This window comes from Streptococcus sp. V728 (genome assembly GCF_052077995.1).
Classification (GTDB): Bacteria; Bacillota; Bacilli; order Lactobacillales; family Streptococcaceae; genus Streptococcus; species Streptococcus infantis_B.
In genome coordinates this window covers 145,805-163,142 of record NZ_JBQJJH010000001.1, presented here as the reverse complement: position 1 = coordinate 163,142, position 17,338 = coordinate 145,805, and the positions used below count along the sequence as shown (strand labels likewise).

Sequence of the window (17,338 nt, the reverse complement as noted above, 5' to 3'; positions counted from 1 at the left end):
CTCATAGGCCTCGCTCTAGAAACTCTAGATAGTTAGAAAATGATTGATAAATTTTTGGTAAATGATACATAGATGCCTGTCTAACTTCTTCTTCAAAACGTCTAGTCTCTGCCATCAACTCATCTCTTCTTCTACCTAAGAGCATGCTGTATACACGATTGGCCTTTTCAATCAAGAAACGGTAAACTTCAGTTTCTTGAGCATTAATCTTATAACGTGTTAGCTCTACTTGTTTTTCCTTGATTTCATCTTCAGTTAAGGTAATACTCTCTTGAAGAATAACATGATTAAATACTTTCTTTGTTGAATCGATGGTTACTTCTACATCCAAAATCCCATTTAGGTCATAGGTAAATCGAATAGTAAAGCCTTCATGAGCCTTTTTATTAACAGGGACTGGAACTTCCAACTCTCCAAGAAATAAGTTTTGGGAAGCCTTCATCATTTCTCCTTGGTAGACCTCTACCTTCACTTGGCTTTGCCCTAATTCTGCGGTGTAATACTGTTCTGTTCGTGAAGCAGGTAAAGGAGAATTACGCTCTATAATTGGAGAAAAACGATCACCAACAACTGCAGTTCCAAGTGTGAAAGGACAAATATCCGACAACAGTAAATCACGAACCTCTCCTTGACGTTCCTTTATTCCTGCGAGAAGAACACAGCCTTTTGCAATCATTTTATCAGGATCATCAGCTACCTGTACTGCTTGGTCGATACAGTAAGATAGAAAATCTTGGACTAAACGCAGCTTAGAAGTACCACCAACAAGAACAAAATTTTCGGAGGATACATAACTATAGCGCGCATCCATCAAGGCTCTATCTAGTACTAACTTAAGTCGAGCCAGCAATGGCTGGCACAGCTCATAAAATCGTTGATAAGTCAGATTCAAGGAATATTCTTTGTCCTGATCCATCACTAACATCTGCACTTCTTCATTGGTATTCAGATTCAATTTTGCCTTCTCAGATTGAACCAAAATCTTACTGTAAAACTCACGAGAAATAGATTTCTTAGACAATTGATTAGATGCTAAAAATTCCTCAGCAATAGCTGCAGTAAAATCCTCTCCTCCCAAGCGATTATCACCCGCGATAGACACAATCTCAACAACGTTATCAAACAACTCTACGACTGAGATATCCAGCGTTCCACCACCAAAATCGACGACCACAAATGACTGGTCTTCTTGATTGCCCATAGATTTTTTTGCCAGAGCAGCTGCGGAAGGTTCATTGATGATACGCTCTATCTTAACTCCTGCAAATTGTCCTGCTAATTTTGTAGCATATCGTTGGGCATCATTAAAATAAGCTGGTACGCTGACGATCACCTCATCTACCTTTTCACCAAGAAAAGTCTCTGCATCATCCACTAGTTTTCGAATAATAAAAGAACTTAGTTCCTCTGCTTTATAAGTTCTACCCCCTAGAACCAATTCATGTTTACTTCCCATAAAACGTTTGAATTGGGAAAGAGTTTTGTCAGGATGTGTTACCAAACGTTCCTTAGCAATTTTCCCTACAATGATTTCATCGTTATCGTCCAAAGCAACAACAGATGGCGTTAAAAATTCTCCAAAAGCATTTGGAATCAGTTTTACTTGACCCTCTTGATAAACACCTACCAATGAATTAGTCGTCCCTAAATCAATACCTACTATCATTTTTAAACTCCATTTTTTTAGACATACTTCTATTATACAGGAAAAGCCCTATTTTCTTAAACTAAAAATGCAGTTCACGAATCATTCCATGAAAATAAAAAAAGCTTCATTCTCACCAGCAGCTTAAACTACGAGTGTAGAAATGAAACTTTTAAAATTATTTACCAAGTTTTGCTTTAGCTGCATCTGCAAGAGCTGTGAAAGCTGCTGCGTCGTTAACAGCCAAGTCAGCAAGCATTTTACGGTTAACTTCGATCTCAGCCAATTTCAAACCATGCATCAATTGTGAGTATGAAAGTCCGTTCATACGAGCTGCCGCATTGATACGTGTGATCCACAATTTGCGGAAGTCACGTTTCTTTTGACGACGGTCACGGTATGCATAGTAGTAAGAGTTCATTACTTGTTCTTTTGCAGTACGGAACAAGATGTGTTTAGCTCCATAGTAACCTTTAGCTAATTTAAGAATACGTTTACGACGTTTGCGTGATACAACGCCACCTTTAACACGTGCCATTTATATTTCCTCCAATATTTCCTAGAATTCTTTACTTACAAATACGCGATTATTTCAAGCGAGTAAGCATTGCTTTGATACGTTTGAAATCTCCTGAATGCACCATAGATGCTTTACGAAGATGACGACGTTGTTTCTTAGTTTTTCCGTGGAAACGGTGAGAAGTGTAAGCACGGAAACGTTTAAGTCCACCAGAACCTGTACGTTTGAAACGTTTAGCTGATGCGCGGTGTGTTTTTTGTTTTGGCATGATATTTTCTCCTTTTTTTAACTTTCTGACAGATTATTTCTTGTCAGTTGCTGGTGCCAACTGCATAAACATTTGACGACCATCCATTTTAGCACGTTGTTCGATGATAGCAATATCTTGAGTTGCTTCAGCGAAGTCTGCTAAAACTTTTGCACCAATTTCTTTATGGGTAATCATACGTCCCTTAAAGCGAATAGATACCTTTACTTTGTTTCCTTTTTCAAGGAACTTACGAGCATTGCGAAGTTTAGTTTCGAAGTCACCCTTGTCGATAACTGGGCTCAAACGAACTTCTTTCACGGTCACAACGCTTTGTTTTTTGCGTTGCTCTTTTTGTTTCTTCTGGTACTCAAATTTGAACTTACCGTAGTCCATAATTTTCGCAACAGGAGGTTTAGCTTGAGGCTGAATGAGAACCAAGTCCACGTTAGCTTCATCCGCAAGTGCTTGCGCTTCGCTTAGTGGTTTGATACCCAATTGCTCACCTTCAAGACCGATTAAGCGAACTTCGCGTACACGAATTTCATCATTGATGAATAAGTCTTGCTTTGCTATGGTTTTCACCTCTTTTTTTAGTTTAGAGAAAAACAAGAGCGGACTTGCTAACGCAAATCCGCACTACATGATTATATTTCATTCCTGAAACTTGATCTGTAGGGGCCAGACAACGTTAGTCGCAAGGCGAGAAGTTCTCACTTCTGCTTTTCTCATCTTTTATATAATATCAAGTTTTCCCCTACTTGTCAAGATAAAAATTTATCTTTTTTATTTTTTCTCAATGGATTTTTGATTCAAGTCAGATCCTTAGGTATTGACTCTACTGATTCCGTGAATAGTAAATCTCATGTGGTTTCACATGGTTACCTAGCAATTCAGATACTGTAACAAAGCTATATCCTTGTCCTTGCAGATACTCAATAACTTTTGGCAATGAGTTAACGGATGTTTGATGGATATCATGCATGAGGATGATAGATCCATTTGTCGCTTGACGTTGAATCTCAGTTAAAATAGCAGCCTCATTCTTGCTCTTCCAGTCCAAACTATCAACATCCCACATAATAAAGCTCAAATCCAGGCTGTTGCGGATATCATCTGAAACAGCACCATATGGAGGTCGCATCAATTTTGAACTTGTTCCAAGTACACTAGTAATTGCTGATTCTGTATCCGTAATTTGCTTCTTAGCATCTTCCAATGATAGTTTGGTTAGAACTGGATGATTCCAACTATGGTTTCCAACTTCATGGCCTTCAGACTGCATACGTTTAAGGATTGACTCATTGCCTGCAATATTCTTTCCTTGTACAAAGAAGGTTGCTTTTATTTTGTACTTAGCTAAAATATCCAAGGCTTGTGGTGTTGTATTGCCATCGGGACCATCATCAAAGGTTAAGGCTACAACTTTTTTATGTTTTTCCGCTTGAACTTTTTTATAGAGTTCAGCATCTTTTTCTGTTAGATAGGATGTCTGAATAAAATCAAAGAAGTCTGAAATAGGCATCACTATTTCTTCAACATTAGTCGTTGCTTTGACTGGATAAAGAACCAATTGGCTATCTTTATAGGCAAACTTCCAAGTTGATAATTCTGCTGCTGATAAATCAGCTGAAACTTGATCAACCACTGATTGCTCAACTTGTTTATCCTGAAGAGTAGACTTAAGATCTTCGAGTAATTTTTCCTTAGCTTTGCTTGTATCTGTGAAAAGTTGGTCTAGTGTAAAGACAGAACCATCTTCTTTTAGATAAAGCTGACTGAGTGTGGTATTTTCTAATTCGACAACATTCGAATTTACCAAATTAAAAGCTTGCTTTTTAATCAATCGATTTTCAACCCCAGTTAAAGATGAGTCCCCTTTTTCTGGGTAATAAAAAATCAACTGTTCTTTTCCTTCTACTTTGTCAGTGATATCCTTTACAATCTCATTCTTAACAGAGGAGATAACACTATCTCCAACCATTGGATAATAGGTGATAATCTCTGATTTTTCCTTGCGAAAATGTTCCTTTTGAGTGCCTTGTGAGTAGACTTCATCTTTTTCCTTCTTGAGACTTTCAATCTTTTGTTCGAAAGCATGTTTACTCATCACTTTATAGGTAATTACACTGCCAAGTGCTAACATTGTTATAAATAAAAGCAAGACAAGAGTGCCAAGCTTTTTATTATTTTTCTTCTTTACTTTATTCTGGGGTAATCTCTTTTTTGTCATAGTTTTATCATATCAAATCAGAGCTATAATTTCAATGAAAACACAGAAGAAAGTCATTTTTAATAGGAAAGGAAAAGTAAAAGAACCCTGGCATATTCTAGGGTTCTTTTTAAAATTAGAAGCGAATACTTTCTCTTGTTTTCTCATAAGAAGTAACAAAACGGTTGGTTACTCCTGGCTCAGCAACTTCTAATGCTTGAGAGATTTTTTCGAAAGATGCTTGGTAATCAAAGGTCGTTTCAAAGATATTCAAAGCTTCTTGGAAAGCTTGTTGAATACGATCATCAAATGATCTGTAACGGTTAGAATATTGAAGCAATTGTTCTGTCAATGTTGCATTTTGAACAATACTGTATGTTTCTTCTTCCAACATATTCATATCATTTGTCGCAATCTCAAGAATACGATTGACAGATTCGATATTCACTTGTGCTTGTTCCAACTCAGCCATTAAGTCTTCTGTACTGTGACTTGCATCAAAGAAGAGCTTCAAGAATTTTTGTGGAATCCCTGGAAGATTTCTCTTCTCCATATAGCGTTTAATAGTATGTAGACGGTTGACGTATACATTTGCTTTTTGACGAGCATTGATGTCATCTTTTTCAATCTGAACAAGGCGTTCGCTGACACCGATTTGGTCATCTTCAATATCTTTTAATGTAGATTGGAGACTTTCTAAACGTTCTTGCAAGACAGAGTATGCTTCTGAAACTTCTGATTGGTCGTTTGTCAATTCTTCAATTGTAGTATTCAAGGCAGAAATATCTGCTTGAAGGCGACGAACTCGATTCACATCGCTTTCTGAAATCAAGTAAGTTTTACCAAGACGTTCGATATCTTTAACCAAGACTTGATTGTTTTCTTTCAAGTGTTGAAGATATGTAGGTAGGGTTGTTACCAATTTCTCGAAAGCTTTATGAGCGTTAATTTCACGAGTGAAAATATCATAAAGCGCATTGATTTCTTCTTGGATTTGAGTATTTTCATACTCTGCGTTATCCAATTCTAACTTACGAATATTCTCGTGATTGTTTTTCAAGGCTTCATATAGAAGTTGAAGTCGTGATTCGATATCAGTTTCTACAAAATGGTAGTTCTCATCTAAGAGTTTACGATATCCTGCTTCTAAATCTTCAAGTTGATCTGGCAACTCAGTAGTAAGTTTAGCCACAATCGCTGGAATTCTTTCAACGATATGTGTCAACGCAAGAATATGATTTTCTGCGTTATCCAAAATACCTGCTGCTTCAACTGGGTCACCTGAAGAGTTCAAGGTTACAAATTGAGAAAACTCAGATTGGATATTCTCCAATTGTTTTTCAATTTCTGGAAGAGCTTGACCATATTTTTCAGAATCTTCGGCTACAGTATTTTGTAGTTTTTCAAACAAGTCTAAGGCATGCAATACGCGTCCGCTATTTTTTGATTCTTGTTTTTCCAAATCTGACAAAGCATTACGGATGGCTGCGATGTCCTCTTCTACGAGTTCGATTTGACTCTCAATTTGATCAATTTGGTGTTTAGCCTTCAAGAAACGGAATGAGCTATTGTAACCTTCAGCTTCAAAGAGGTTATTCTCAATATCCGCAAATGAGTTAAGAGATAAATCAACCCATTTTTGGTTCCATTCTCTAAAAGCAACCTGACTTTGACCAATCAGATGCATGTTTTTAACAACCTCTACCTCATCATTAACGGGGAGATTATATAGTTCTTCTTTTCTTTCTTCTAAAGCTGCAAGTCTACTCTCATTACGTTTACGAAGCAAAATTGCTACTGCAAAGGCAATAAGAAGCAGAACTGCGATTCCAATCAAGGTAATAATCAACTGATTATCTGTCATATCTAACTCCTTTTATACTTGACACAATTGTAATGATTATATCATATTTTTAAAGCCTTGGGAACTATTTCCTAATTTTTTTAAACGTCAAGAGTACTGTACACAGCGTTTTCTTCGATAAATTCTCGACGTGGTTCTACTCGATCACCCATAAGCATATCAAAAATTTTATCTGCTTCAGCAGCGTCATCCACTGATACACGGGCCATAAGGCGATGTTCAGGATTCATAGTAGTTTCCCAAAGTTGGTGGTCATCCATTTCTCCAAGACCTTTATAACGTTGAATGGTTGGTTTTGAACGACCTTCACTGTAGCGAGCCAAAGCTTCTTGTAAGCGAGTTTCTTGGTCTGCTCCTGGTTGAATATATTCTTTAATCTCACTACCAACTTTAACACCGTAAATAGGTGGTTGAGCGATATAAACATAACCCGCCTCTAAAACAGGTTTCATATAGCGATAAATCAGAGTTAACAAGAGGGTACGGATGTGAGCTCCATCGACATCGGCATCCGTCATAATAACCAGTTTTTGGTATCGAGCCTTGCTGACATCAAATTCTGCACCAAATCCTGTTCCCATTGCTGTGAAGAGACTACGAATTTCTTCATTAGCAAGGATTTTATCCATACTTGCCTTTTCAACGTTAAGGATTTTCCCACGAATAGGCAAGATAGCTTGAAATTCACGGTCACGTCCTGATTTTGCAGAACCTCCCGCTGAGTCTCCTTCGACGATAAAGAGTTCCGTTTCAGCTGGATTATTTGATGAACAGTCAGCTAGTTTCCCTGGTAGATTTGAAATTTCTAAACCTGATTTCTTACGAGTCACTTCTCGTGCACGTTTTGCTGCCACACGAGCCTTAGCTGCTAGGATACCTTTTTCTACGATGCGCTTAGCAATCTGTGGATTTTCCAAAAGGAAATCAGAAAATGCATCACTGAACAAGCGGTTGGTAATCTTGACAACTTCACTATTTCCAAGTTTAGTTTTCGTTTGCCCTTCAAACTGAGGGTTTGGATGCTTCACAGAGATAACGGCTGTCAATCCTTCACGGACATCCTCACCTGTTAGGTTATCTTCGTTATCTTTTAGAAGTTTGTTTTTACGAGCATAGTCATTGATAACACGAGTTAAGGCTGTACGGAAACCTTGTTCGTGTGTCCCACCTTCATGGGTATGAATATTGTTAGCGAAACTCATGACATTTTCATGGTAACCCGTTGTATACTGCATAGCAACTTCTACTGTAATGTCATCCATTTCACCATCTGTGTAGATTGGGTTTTCAAAAATAACATCCTTGTTTTCATTGATGTACTCAACGTAGCTCGCAATCCCACCTTCATAGTGATAATGCTTAGTCTGCTCTAGTCCTTCACGTTTGTCAGTGATAGAGATTTGAAGCCCACGATTCAAGAAGGCTAACTCTTGAATACGTTTGTTTAATTTATCAAAGTCAAATGTTGTTGTCTCTGTGAAAATTTCTGGGTCTGGAGTAAAGTGAACGATTGTTCCTGTTTTATCTGTATCCCCAATTACCTCTAGGTCAGCCACAACATGTCCACGACGGTATTCTTGGTAATGAATTTTTCCGTTTTTGTGAACGCGAACATCCAACTGAGTTGAAAGAGCATTTACAACGGATGAACCTACACCGTGGAGACCACCAGATACCTTGTATCCGCCACCGCCGAATTTACCTCCGGCGTGAAGAACAGTAAAGACTGTTTCAACGGCAGGACGACCTGTTTTTTCCTGGATATCAACTGGAATCCCACGACCATCGTCAATAACTGTAATTGAATCATCTGGATCAATAAAAACTTCGATATGACTAGCGAATCCAGCCAAGGCTTCGTCGATAGAGTTATCTACGATTTCCCAGACTAGGTGGTGAAGACCTTCCTTCGAAGTTGAACCGATGTACATACCTGGACGCATACGAACAGCTTCCAGACCTTCCAAAACTTGAATTTGACTGGCATCATAATCTTGTGCCTGTTGGTTTTTAATATCTTCTGTCATGTTTCCCCTTTTTCTTACATGTCTATTGCTTGTTTTAACGCTACAACGTTCTCAAAGAGATAGGCATCTAAGCCTGCAGCAAGTCCTGCCTCTACATCAATAGCACGGTCACCAATGACCAGACCAGATGTAATTTGATACTTATCACGTAAATAAATCATCGATTCAGGATTTGGTTTACGTTTAAATCCTGAACTAGCTGTCACTACTTCTGTAAAGTATGGTGCTATCTTTGTTTTTGAAAGAATCTCCAATACCTGATCATTTCGATGAGAAATCAAGAAATTACGGCCACCTTGGTCTGATATTTCTTCTAAGAGCGCAGGAATCCCATCAAACAATACTGGGTGTTCAAGATCACGGGCTTCATTTTCTTTATATTTCTCAAGAAAGTTTTCAATATCTGGAGCATACTTTTCGATGGCAAAGGCAGTCGAAACCTTCAAAGCTTCGTAGACACTGTCGTGCTCCTGCTCAATCCCAAACTCTGCTAATGTTTCTACAAAAGCTGCTGTAGAAGTTTCATAATTATCAAGCAGGGTTCCACCTAAATCCCAGATGTAATCGTGATATTTCATACCCTTCATTATACCATTTTTTTATAAAAAAAGCGATGTTTACCTTGGTTTTGACCTTAAAAAAGAGAAGAATCTTCTCCATCAAGAAAGATTCTCCTCAATTTGTTCATTATTTTTCAAATAGGTCTGTGTAGAGCATACCATTTCTTAGAGATTCAGCATCTCCGCCCAGTGTTTCAACCAAGTGGTAAGCAAAGGCTAAAGCTGTTGCTGGCCCACGGCTAGTGATAACATTCCCATCCACTACTACTGTTTCTTTATGGTAGTGACCGTTAGCAATTTGTTCCTGGACTCCATCATAGCAGGTGAAGTTTCTACCTTCTAGTAGACCTGCCTGATTCAATGCAATTGGAGCCGCACAGATGGCTGCTACCTTTTTACCGATTTTCTCAAATTTTTGAAGTTCAGTGATCAATTGTTCATTGTCCCTCAAGTGGGCAGAACCAGGCATACCTCCTGGAAGGACAATCATATCATACTCTGATAAATTTCCATCAAACACTCGATCGGCTTGAACTTGAATGGCATGTGAACCTGTCACTTTTTCACCAAATCCGACCATATGGCAGGTGATATTTGCGCGACGCAAGACGTCTACGACAGTCAAGGCTTCAATTTCTTCAAAGCCATTTGCTAGGATAACTGCAACTTTAGGCATAGCGACCTCCTTATTTCACTTTCTTCAGTACAACTTTTTTACGTTTAAATCTTGTTCGACCACTCTTTTCATCGGCGAGATGTGTTTGGTAGCTCATCGATAAAAGAAGACCCACACCGATAAGATTACTGATAATGGCTGATCCCCCTTGGGAAATAAAGGGCAAAGGAATCCCCGTAAGAGGAAGGAGTCCTGTGACGGCACCAATGTTCTCAAAGATGTGGAACAAGAGCATCATGATAAATCCAGTGGAGATATAAGTATAAAATTGATTGTTAGATTTCAGAGTAATCTTTAACATACGATAGATGAGGAGTAGATAGAGTGCAATCACTACTACTGAACCAATAAAACCAAAATCTTCAGCGATAACTGTGAAGATCATGTCACTCTCACGGACTGGGATGAGGAGATTGGACACGTTAAAGCCTTGGCCAAATACTCCCCCACTACCGATGGCAATTTGACCTTGAGCCTGTTGATAGGTAGTTGTTTGAGCATAATCAAAGGGATTGAGCCAAGCCAAGATACGATTAATCTGATAAGTCGGCATACCAAGTTGGTGCATAAAGGCACGCCCATCCTTTGTAATGAAGATGGCTAAAAATCCTGTAATGGCTGATACAACTGTTACAAAGACTGGGATGATAATCTTCCAAGAAACACCTGACAACAAGACAAGACCTGCAAAGATCGCAACAAAAACCATTGCCGTTCCAAGGTCACTTTGTAAGGCTAGTAACACTAGAACTGGAATCGTGAAAACGATCATCCAAAGAATCAAAAGGAAATCTAAACCGATGGTCCGTGCTTGGTCCTTGTATTTTTTAGTGAAAGTTACAATCACATAGGCCAACATCAAGATATAAGATATCTTCATGAATTCGGAAGGTTGAAAAAGTGTATAACCACCGATTGATACCCAGTTTTTTGCACCTGTTGCAGCAACTAAACTTGGATTATAGAAGACCAAGGGTAAGACCATCAAGGCTAGACCAAGACCATATAGATAGGGGGTGGACTGCCATAAAAACTTGGTGTTAAAAAACATGACTACAAAACTGAAGATAATCCCTAGGGCTATCCATGCCAGTTGTTGTCCAAGTATAGGCCAAACATTGTTTGGGTAGTCATGACTAACTGCTATATAAATCGCTACAACTCCAATCACCAATAGACAAAACACTGGTAATATTAAACTATAATCGACCCTAGAGTCGAATGAACGTTTCATAACGGCCTCCTTCATTCTTTCTGATATTCATTTCATTGTTTATTTAAAAATTCTTGAACGTTGACAAACACTTGCTCTCGGCTAATATTCCTTACTCGACTAGTGCGAGACAAGGCCTTGCTGATTTGCTTGCCATATCGTTTGCTTGACATGCGGCTGTCTAAAATCAAAACTGCGGAGCGTTGACCAACTCGGCGCATGGTCCTACCTATCGCTTGCTTGAGACGAATAATCGCCATAGGAAGTTGGTAATCATAAAAAGGGTTCTTCCCTTCAAGACGGAGTTCTTGATTCATCTTTTTGGTAAATGGATCCTCTGGATTTTGGAAAGGCAAACGTGTCACCACTTCAATCACCCGAGGATGTCTGGAAAAATCGACTCCTTCCCAGAAACTCCCCGCACCAAGTAAGAGCTCACGCTCTCCTTTTTCAAAGCGTTTTTTCAATTGAGCTGGTTCCCCATGCTTATATTGAGCTAAATGGGGAATTCTTAAAGTATCAGATACCTGCAGCAATAAATCTTTTGCAGTAAATAAGACTAAAATCGGTTCTTCAAGGTAGGACAAATCTTCTAGAACTTCCACAACTGCTTGTGCATATTCCTCAAGCGAAACTTCAGTCACCAATGGAAAATCATTCACCAAGAAAATTTCCTGATTTTCCTGAAACTGTTCATCTAGGTAATAAATATTTGCTTGCGGGAATCCTAACAATTCTGGCAAAGAAACTCTGCTACTAATTTCTAGGGTTGCAGAGATTCCGAGAAGCTGGCAGGATTCTGGAAATATCTGAGAAAATAACAAACGCTGATCGCGACTAGAAGTAATCTCGATTTTTTTACTAGAGAGTTCTGAAACTGATAACCAAAATTCTCCTTCAGACGAGAAAAATCTCTGATAGTCTTTAAATTCTGGAAGATTCAACTCTGAAAAATCCTGTTGGAGCTTATCAATGCTACTAGCTGGGCACATCTTACGTTTGCCAGATAGAAACTGCTCCAGCAGATAAGAAAGCTCAAAACGAATACTCTCTAGCAAGCGTCTTTCAAGCATGCCTTCTTCTTTAGATAGAGCTTGATCTAATTGTTCTAGCAAATCTGTAAGCAAATAAGATTTTCGAGAAAGATTTTCCAAGGTCAACAAGATTTTCTGGGCTTCATCCAAAATCAAGAAACGTCCCTCTAAAAGACTCGGATCATCTTCAAGTCGAGTAACGAGGTAAGCATGATTGGTCACTAGCAACTTACAAGAACGCGCTTTTTCCTGACCACGTCTCCAAAAATCCTCTAACCAAAAGAGAGAATCTTTGTGAAGATTTCCATCATGCACCAAGTTTGGTAAAAATTGCTGGTAGCGATAAAGCTGACCAATTTCGTCTAAGTCTCCAGTATCTGTCTCAGTCAGCCAAACTAGGAGTTGCATCTTGAAACGCGTATACAAACGATTGGATTCTTCTTCCTCTAGCACTGCATGAAAGGCATCTAACTTCAAGTAATTCTGTGGTCCTTTGAGACTATGAATAGAGATATGGAAAATCTCTTCGAGTTTTTTAGCCTCCTCATGCATTACCTGATTTTGAAGGATTTTAGTTGGAACACTAAGTAGGATCCCCCCTTCATTCTCAAGAGACAAGGCTGGCAGGAGATAGCCATAGGTTTTTCCAATCCCAGTTTGAGCCTGAATAAAAGAAATGTCTTCCCCTTGCAAGCACTCTTGAACCTTTTGTGCGAAGCGTTCTTGCAAGTTTCTCTCCTCCAACCCCAACAAGGCAATATTGGTTTGGAAATCTTTAGATAGTTTTCGTGGAGAAAGGGCTGATTTTTCTTTTCTCAAAAATAGACCTTGCACCTCGACCAAGTCATGTTCTACTAAGAGAGACTGTTTCTGATAAACTTCCTCGATGACCATGTATGATTCGTACAATAAGCTATCAGCCAGACTTAATAAGCGCTCCAACAAACCTTTTGGAAGTTGAAACATCTTTTGTCTCATACAAAGAAAGAGTTCTGCCGTTGCTTGGGCATCTGATAAGGCTGTGTGAGCTTGCTCCAAGGGAATTCCCAACTCTTGGCAGAGAATTCCAAGATTATACTTTTCAAGCTGAGGATAAAAGACTTGAGCCAACTCAACCGTATCGATACGAGGGGTGCGTAATTCATAACCTTCAAAAAATAGGAATTCTGCCAACAAATTGGCATCGAACTGAACATTGTGCGCAACAAAAATACCGTCTTTGACCAGTTCAAAAATCTTTCCAGCTACCTGGGAAAACTCTGGAGCCTTTGCTAAACGCTTATCAGTCAAACCCGTTAATTCTTTGATATGAGAATCCAAGTGTTCATGCGGATTGACATCAGTGGCATATTGCTCAACAATCTCACCACCTTCAATGACTACAATTCCCACTTGGATGATTTTTGCCTTGCTTCCGGTACTTGTTGCTTCTAAATCTACAACCACATACCGATCATTTCTAAAATTCATCACTAAAAATTATATCAAAATTTACACCATTTGACACCCATGAACTTTATTTGAAGAGTCAAGTTTCTTGCAAGATTTAAACAAAAATGATTGAATAAAATGGTAGAAAAGGAGGAAATTCATGAACCCATTGGATTTGTTTAATCAAGTAAAAGAACTCGTCGAGAAAAAAAATTTTTCTGCAGCAAAAACATTTGTTGAAGAAAACAAGGATCAACTAGGGGACTACCTTAGCCAAGCGCAAGCATTGGTTTCAGGCTCAGAAGGGCTTGACGGTCTTGTAGATAAGGTCAAAGGCCTCTTCTAATAGTCAAAAGACACCTGAAAAATTCAGGTGTCTTTTTGTATTTTCTTCATGAATGCAGGAATATGTTGACTAATCGTGGTTGGCAGAACTACATAATTGTCCTCAGCTAGTTCTTGGGCAATTGCTGAATGCAGATATGTCGCTACTGTCACTCTTTCATAGAGACTAACTTGGTGAAATTGACCTACAAAGCCAGCGATCATCCCAGCCAGAGTATCCCCCATACCCCCAGTCGCCTGATAAGGACCCCCAACCTCTAACTGATAAAAATCATCTTGACCAGCTTGCCAGATTCGAGTCGCAGGACCTTTTTGAACTAGAATCGTCCCTGAAGGAAAACTCTTCAAAGCCTCTCCTGTTTCCTCAGCTCCTTGAGAAGTCAAATCTAAGCCTGATAAGACTTGCCATTCCCTTTGATGTGGAGTTAAAACAAGGTGGGCTTTAGGAAATTTCAACCCCGACTTAGCAAAAATAGATAGGGCACCACCATCCAGTATGAGAGTCTGGTCTTGGTCTAAATGATCAAAAACTGTTTGGAGAAGCTCTTCTCCACGCCCATCATCCACTAGTCCAGGTCCAACCAAGACAATGTTAGCCTTCTGCAACTGTTGCTCAAGTAATTGCTTATCGTCAAGAGCAAAAGCCATAGCCTCTGGAAGATGGCTATGTAGCGCTGGAATATTCTCTTTATCCGTAGCTACTGTCACTAAGCCTGCACCACTTCTAACAGCCCCTAAGGCAGCCATAATAATCGCTCCACCATAAGGATACGTTCCACCAATCAAGAGAAGACGACTGTAGTCTCCCTTATGACTAGAACGAGGACGCTCGATGATCACTTTTTTTAGTAAAGCTTTCTTAATATCCTTCATTATTACTTCCTTACTACTTCTTGTCTCTCATTATACTACAAAATAATAGATAGAAGTATCATTACAGAAAATAAAAAGTCGAGATATTACTATCTCAACTATTTTTCATAGTAAACTTAGTCTTTATCCAGTGTTCTTAAAGCAGCCTGATAAGTTTGCTCCATCAGCATGGTAATCGTCATAGGCCCAACTCCACCAGGTACAGGTGTGATATGGCTAGCGACTGGTGCAACAGCATCGTAGTCAACATCTCCACAGAGCTTGCCATTTTCATCTCGGTTCATTCCCACATCAATGACAACTGCACCAGCTTTGACAAAATCAGCAGTCACGAACTTAGCACGACCGATTGCTACTACAAGAATGTCGGCTTTAGAAGCTACTTGGGCTAGATTGTGGGTGCGAGAGTGTGTCAAGGTTACAGTTGCATTTTTAGCCAGCAGCAACTGGGCCATTGGTTTACCGACGATATTTGAACGACCAATAACGACTGCATTTTTACCTTCTAAGTCAATCCCATACTCATGAAACATCTCCATAATCCCTGCTGGAGTTGAAGGAATCATCACTGGGTGACCAGACCAAAGACGACCCATGTTGAGCGGATGAAAACCGTCCACATCCTTTTCTGGGTCAATGGCTAGTAGAACAGCTTCCTCATCGATATGTTTTGGCAATGGCAACTGTACCAGAATCCCATGCCATGCTAGATCTTGGTTGTATTTGGCAATCAACTCCAACAACTCCTCTTGAGTAATGGTCTCCGGAACACGTACAACTTCACTCTGGAAACCCGCTGCGATTGCTGAACGTTCCTTGTTACGAACGTAAACCTGGCTAGCAGGATTGTCCCCGACCAAAATAACCACCAAACCAGGAACCAAGCCTGTCTCTTCCTTTAGTTTGGCTGTTTTTTCAGCCAGTTGTCCTTGTAGCTTAGCTGCTAAAGCCTTCCCATCAATAATCTGTGTCATGTATTTTCTCTTTTCTAACAAATATCCTCTATTATAACAAAAAATCGCTCGACCTTCTAACACTTCTTACCTAAGATTCCCTATAGTCTGAAACTATAAGAAAAAGCCCCCTTGGAGCTTTTCTAATAAACAATATTTTACAAAACCTTACTCAAGAAATCCTTGGTTCTTTGTTCTTGTGTTTGGTCAAAAACTTGCTCAGGTGTTCCATCCTCGACAACTACACCTTCAGCCATAAAAATAACACGGTCTGCCACTTCACGCGCAAAACCCATCTCATGTGTTACGATGACCATGGTCATACCTGACTTGGCAAGTTCTTGCATAACTGCTAGTACTTCCCCTACCATTTCTGGATCTAGGGCAGAAGTCGGTTCATCAAAAAGTAGGACATCTGGTTCCATGGCAAGACCACGCGCGATAGCAATACGCTGTTGCTGACCTCCAGACAAACTTTGTGGATAGGCATCAGCCTTATCTGGCAAACCAACCTTCTCCAAGAGCTCATGCGCTCTCTTTTCAGCCACTTCTTTATTTTCTCCCTTAGTCTTAATTGGAGAAAGTGTAATGTTTCCCATAACTGTCATATTTGGGAAGAGATTGAATTGTTGGAAAACCATTCCCATCTTTTCACGCATAGCAAAGAGGTCATTTTTCTTATCCGTAATGTCTACACCTTCAAAGATAACCTTTCCTTTTGTAGCCTCTTCGAGGAGATTCATGGAACGAAGGAGTGTTGACTTACCGCTTCCAGAAGGGCCGATAATGACCACTACTTCCCCTTTTTTGATTTCAAGATCAATCCCTTTTAAAACTTCATTCTTTCCAAAGCTTTTATGAAGGTTTTCAATTTTAATTAGCGTTTCAGTCATTATTTCTTATCTCCTTGTCCCATACGATTTTCAAAAGCTTTCAAGGCTACTGTCAAGATAGATGTCATAATTAAGTAGTAAAAAGCTGCAAATAGAAGTGGAGTCAATGGTAGATATGTGGTTGTTGACACTGTAGTTGCTCCATTCCACAATTCCATAACCCCGATAGCTGACAAGAGCGAGCTATCCTTGATAATGGTAATAAACTCATTCCCCAAGGCTGGTAAAATATTCTTGATAGCCTGTGGCAAAATAACATAGCGCATAGCATTTTTAGGACGAATACCTAGTGAATAAGCTGCTTCTAGTTGTCCTTTTGGCACTGCATTAATTCCAGCACGAACAGTTTCTGATACATAGGCACCACTATTCATAGAGATAATGATAATCCCTGGAATCAAACGAGTGAGATCGACATCCAAAATTCCAATTTGAATCGTTGGAGCACTAATATGCATCAATGCATAGGCAATCATAATCTGTACCATCATCGGAGTTCCTCGGAAAATCCAGATATAAAGATTAGCAAACCAAGCAAGTGGCTTAATCTTTGAACGTTGCGCAAAGGCCAACACTACCCCTAAAATGGTTCCCAAAAAGACAACTAAGATCGAGATAATAATCGTAACAACAGCACCATAGTTAAAATATGGCAAGTATTTCGGTAAAAAAGAAAAATTCATGGACACTCTACTTTCTATATTTAAACTTAAAATTTGTATAAGGATAACATATTCTGCATAAAAATGCAACATTTTCATCTAAGATTTTCAATAAATTTTCAAAGGTAAGAGAAATAGCGAGAAATCTTAGTTTTTTCTAGTCAAGTAGAGTCTGTTTATGGT

General features: G+C 39.2%; 16 protein-coding genes and 1 other annotated feature. Of the genes, 1 reads left to right on the top strand and 15 read right to left on the bottom strand.

Annotation, left to right across the window (positions count from 1 at the left end; genetic code table 11):
* Position 1: 1 nt before the first annotated feature.
* From ACTO1Y_RS00850 to ACTO1Y_RS00800, 11 genes are all read right to left on the bottom strand, one after another.
* Positions 2–1,666, bottom strand: coding sequence for an Hsp70 family protein (locus ACTO1Y_RS00850; RefSeq protein WP_441348007.1), 1,665 nt, complete (start codon positions 1,664–1,666; stop codon positions 2–4).
* Positions 1,667–1,823: 157 nt separating this feature from the next.
* The gene (gene rplT / locus ACTO1Y_RS00845; RefSeq protein ID WP_000124834.1) at positions 1,824–2,183 is read right to left on the bottom strand and encodes a 50S ribosomal protein L20; all 360 of its coding nucleotides are present in this window, start codon (positions 2,181–2,183) and stop codon (positions 1,824–1,826) included.
* 49 nt (positions 2,184–2,232) lie between these two features.
* On the bottom strand, positions 2,233–2,433 hold the full coding sequence (gene rpmI / locus ACTO1Y_RS00840; RefSeq protein ID WP_001125942.1) for a 50S ribosomal protein L35: 201 nt from the start codon (positions 2,431–2,433) through the stop codon (positions 2,233–2,235).
* Positions 2,434–2,466: 33 nt separating this feature from the next.
* Entirely contained in the window at positions 2,467–2,997 is a 531-nt protein-coding gene (gene infC, locus ACTO1Y_RS00835) for a translation initiation factor IF-3 (protein ID WP_006149857.1), read from the bottom strand.
* A gap of 15 nt (positions 2,998–3,012) precedes the next feature.
* Positions 3,013–3,143 (bottom strand) — a sequence feature (ribosomal protein L20 leader region).
* A 107-nt stretch (positions 3,144–3,250) separates the two neighbouring features.
* Complete coding sequence (gene pgdA / locus ACTO1Y_RS00830) at positions 3,251–4,645, bottom strand: peptidoglycan-N-acetylglucosamine deacetylase PgdA (protein WP_441348006.1); 1,395 nt, start codon at positions 4,643–4,645, stop codon at positions 3,251–3,253.
* Positions 4,646–4,760: 115 nt separating this feature from the next.
* Positions 4,761–6,488: a septation ring formation regulator EzrA gene (gene ezrA / locus ACTO1Y_RS00825; RefSeq protein ID WP_441348005.1), complete on the bottom strand. Its 1,728-nt coding sequence runs from the start codon at positions 6,486–6,488 to the stop codon at positions 4,761–4,763.
* An 80-nt stretch (positions 6,489–6,568) separates the two neighbouring features.
* The gene (gyrB, locus tag ACTO1Y_RS00820) at positions 6,569–8,515 is read right to left on the bottom strand and encodes a DNA topoisomerase (ATP-hydrolyzing) subunit B (RefSeq protein WP_441348004.1); all 1,947 of its coding nucleotides are present in this window, start codon (positions 8,513–8,515) and stop codon (positions 6,569–6,571) included.
* A 14-nt stretch (positions 8,516–8,529) separates the two neighbouring features.
* The gene (locus tag ACTO1Y_RS00815) at positions 8,530–9,093 is read right to left on the bottom strand and encodes an HAD family hydrolase (RefSeq protein WP_441348003.1); all 564 of its coding nucleotides are present in this window, start codon (positions 9,091–9,093) and stop codon (positions 8,530–8,532) included.
* Between the two features lie 109 nt (positions 9,094–9,202).
* Positions 9,203–9,751 (bottom strand): DJ-1 family glyoxalase III, encoded by a 549-nt coding sequence (locus ACTO1Y_RS00810; protein ID WP_006152534.1) that lies wholly within the window; start codon positions 9,749–9,751, stop codon positions 9,203–9,205.
* Positions 9,752–9,761: 10 nt separating this feature from the next.
* A complete protein-coding gene (locus ACTO1Y_RS00805; RefSeq protein ID WP_006149934.1) occupies positions 9,762–10,985 on the bottom strand; it encodes an FtsW/RodA/SpoVE family cell cycle protein in 1,224 nt (407 codons plus the stop codon).
* Between the two features lie 32 nt (positions 10,986–11,017).
* A complete protein-coding gene (locus ACTO1Y_RS00800; protein WP_441348002.1) occupies positions 11,018–13,468 on the bottom strand; it encodes a bifunctional DnaQ family exonuclease/ATP-dependent helicase in 2,451 nt (816 codons plus the stop codon).
* A 121-nt stretch (positions 13,469–13,589) separates the two neighbouring features.
* Here ACTO1Y_RS00800 and ACTO1Y_RS00795 point away from each other — a divergent pair, with 121 nt between their 5' ends.
* Positions 13,590–13,775, top strand: a complete 186-nt coding sequence (locus ACTO1Y_RS00795) for a hypothetical protein (protein ID WP_006145882.1) — start codon at positions 13,590–13,592, stop codon at positions 13,773–13,775.
* A 23-nt stretch (positions 13,776–13,798) separates the two neighbouring features.
* On the opposite strand, the gene ACTO1Y_RS00790 is transcribed toward ACTO1Y_RS00795, so the two are convergent.
* The 4 genes from ACTO1Y_RS00790 to ACTO1Y_RS00775 form a co-directional block, all read right to left on the bottom strand.
* Entirely contained in the window at positions 13,799–14,647 is an 849-nt protein-coding gene (locus ACTO1Y_RS00790) for an NAD(P)H-hydrate dehydratase (RefSeq protein WP_006149957.1), read from the bottom strand.
* Positions 14,648–14,763: 116 nt separating this feature from the next.
* Positions 14,764–15,621, bottom strand: a complete 858-nt coding sequence (locus ACTO1Y_RS00785; RefSeq protein ID WP_441348001.1) for a bifunctional methylenetetrahydrofolate dehydrogenase/methenyltetrahydrofolate cyclohydrolase — start codon at positions 15,619–15,621, stop codon at positions 14,764–14,766.
* Between the two features lie 137 nt (positions 15,622–15,758).
* A complete protein-coding gene (locus tag ACTO1Y_RS00780; RefSeq protein ID WP_441348000.1) occupies positions 15,759–16,493 on the bottom strand; it encodes an amino acid ABC transporter ATP-binding protein in 735 nt (244 codons plus the stop codon).
* Entirely contained in the window at positions 16,493–17,176 is a 684-nt protein-coding gene (locus ACTO1Y_RS00775; protein WP_254726967.1) for an amino acid ABC transporter permease, read from the bottom strand. Before ACTO1Y_RS00775 ends, ACTO1Y_RS00780 begins: the two co-directional genes overlap by 1 nt.
* Positions 17,177–17,338 lie beyond the last annotated feature (162 nt).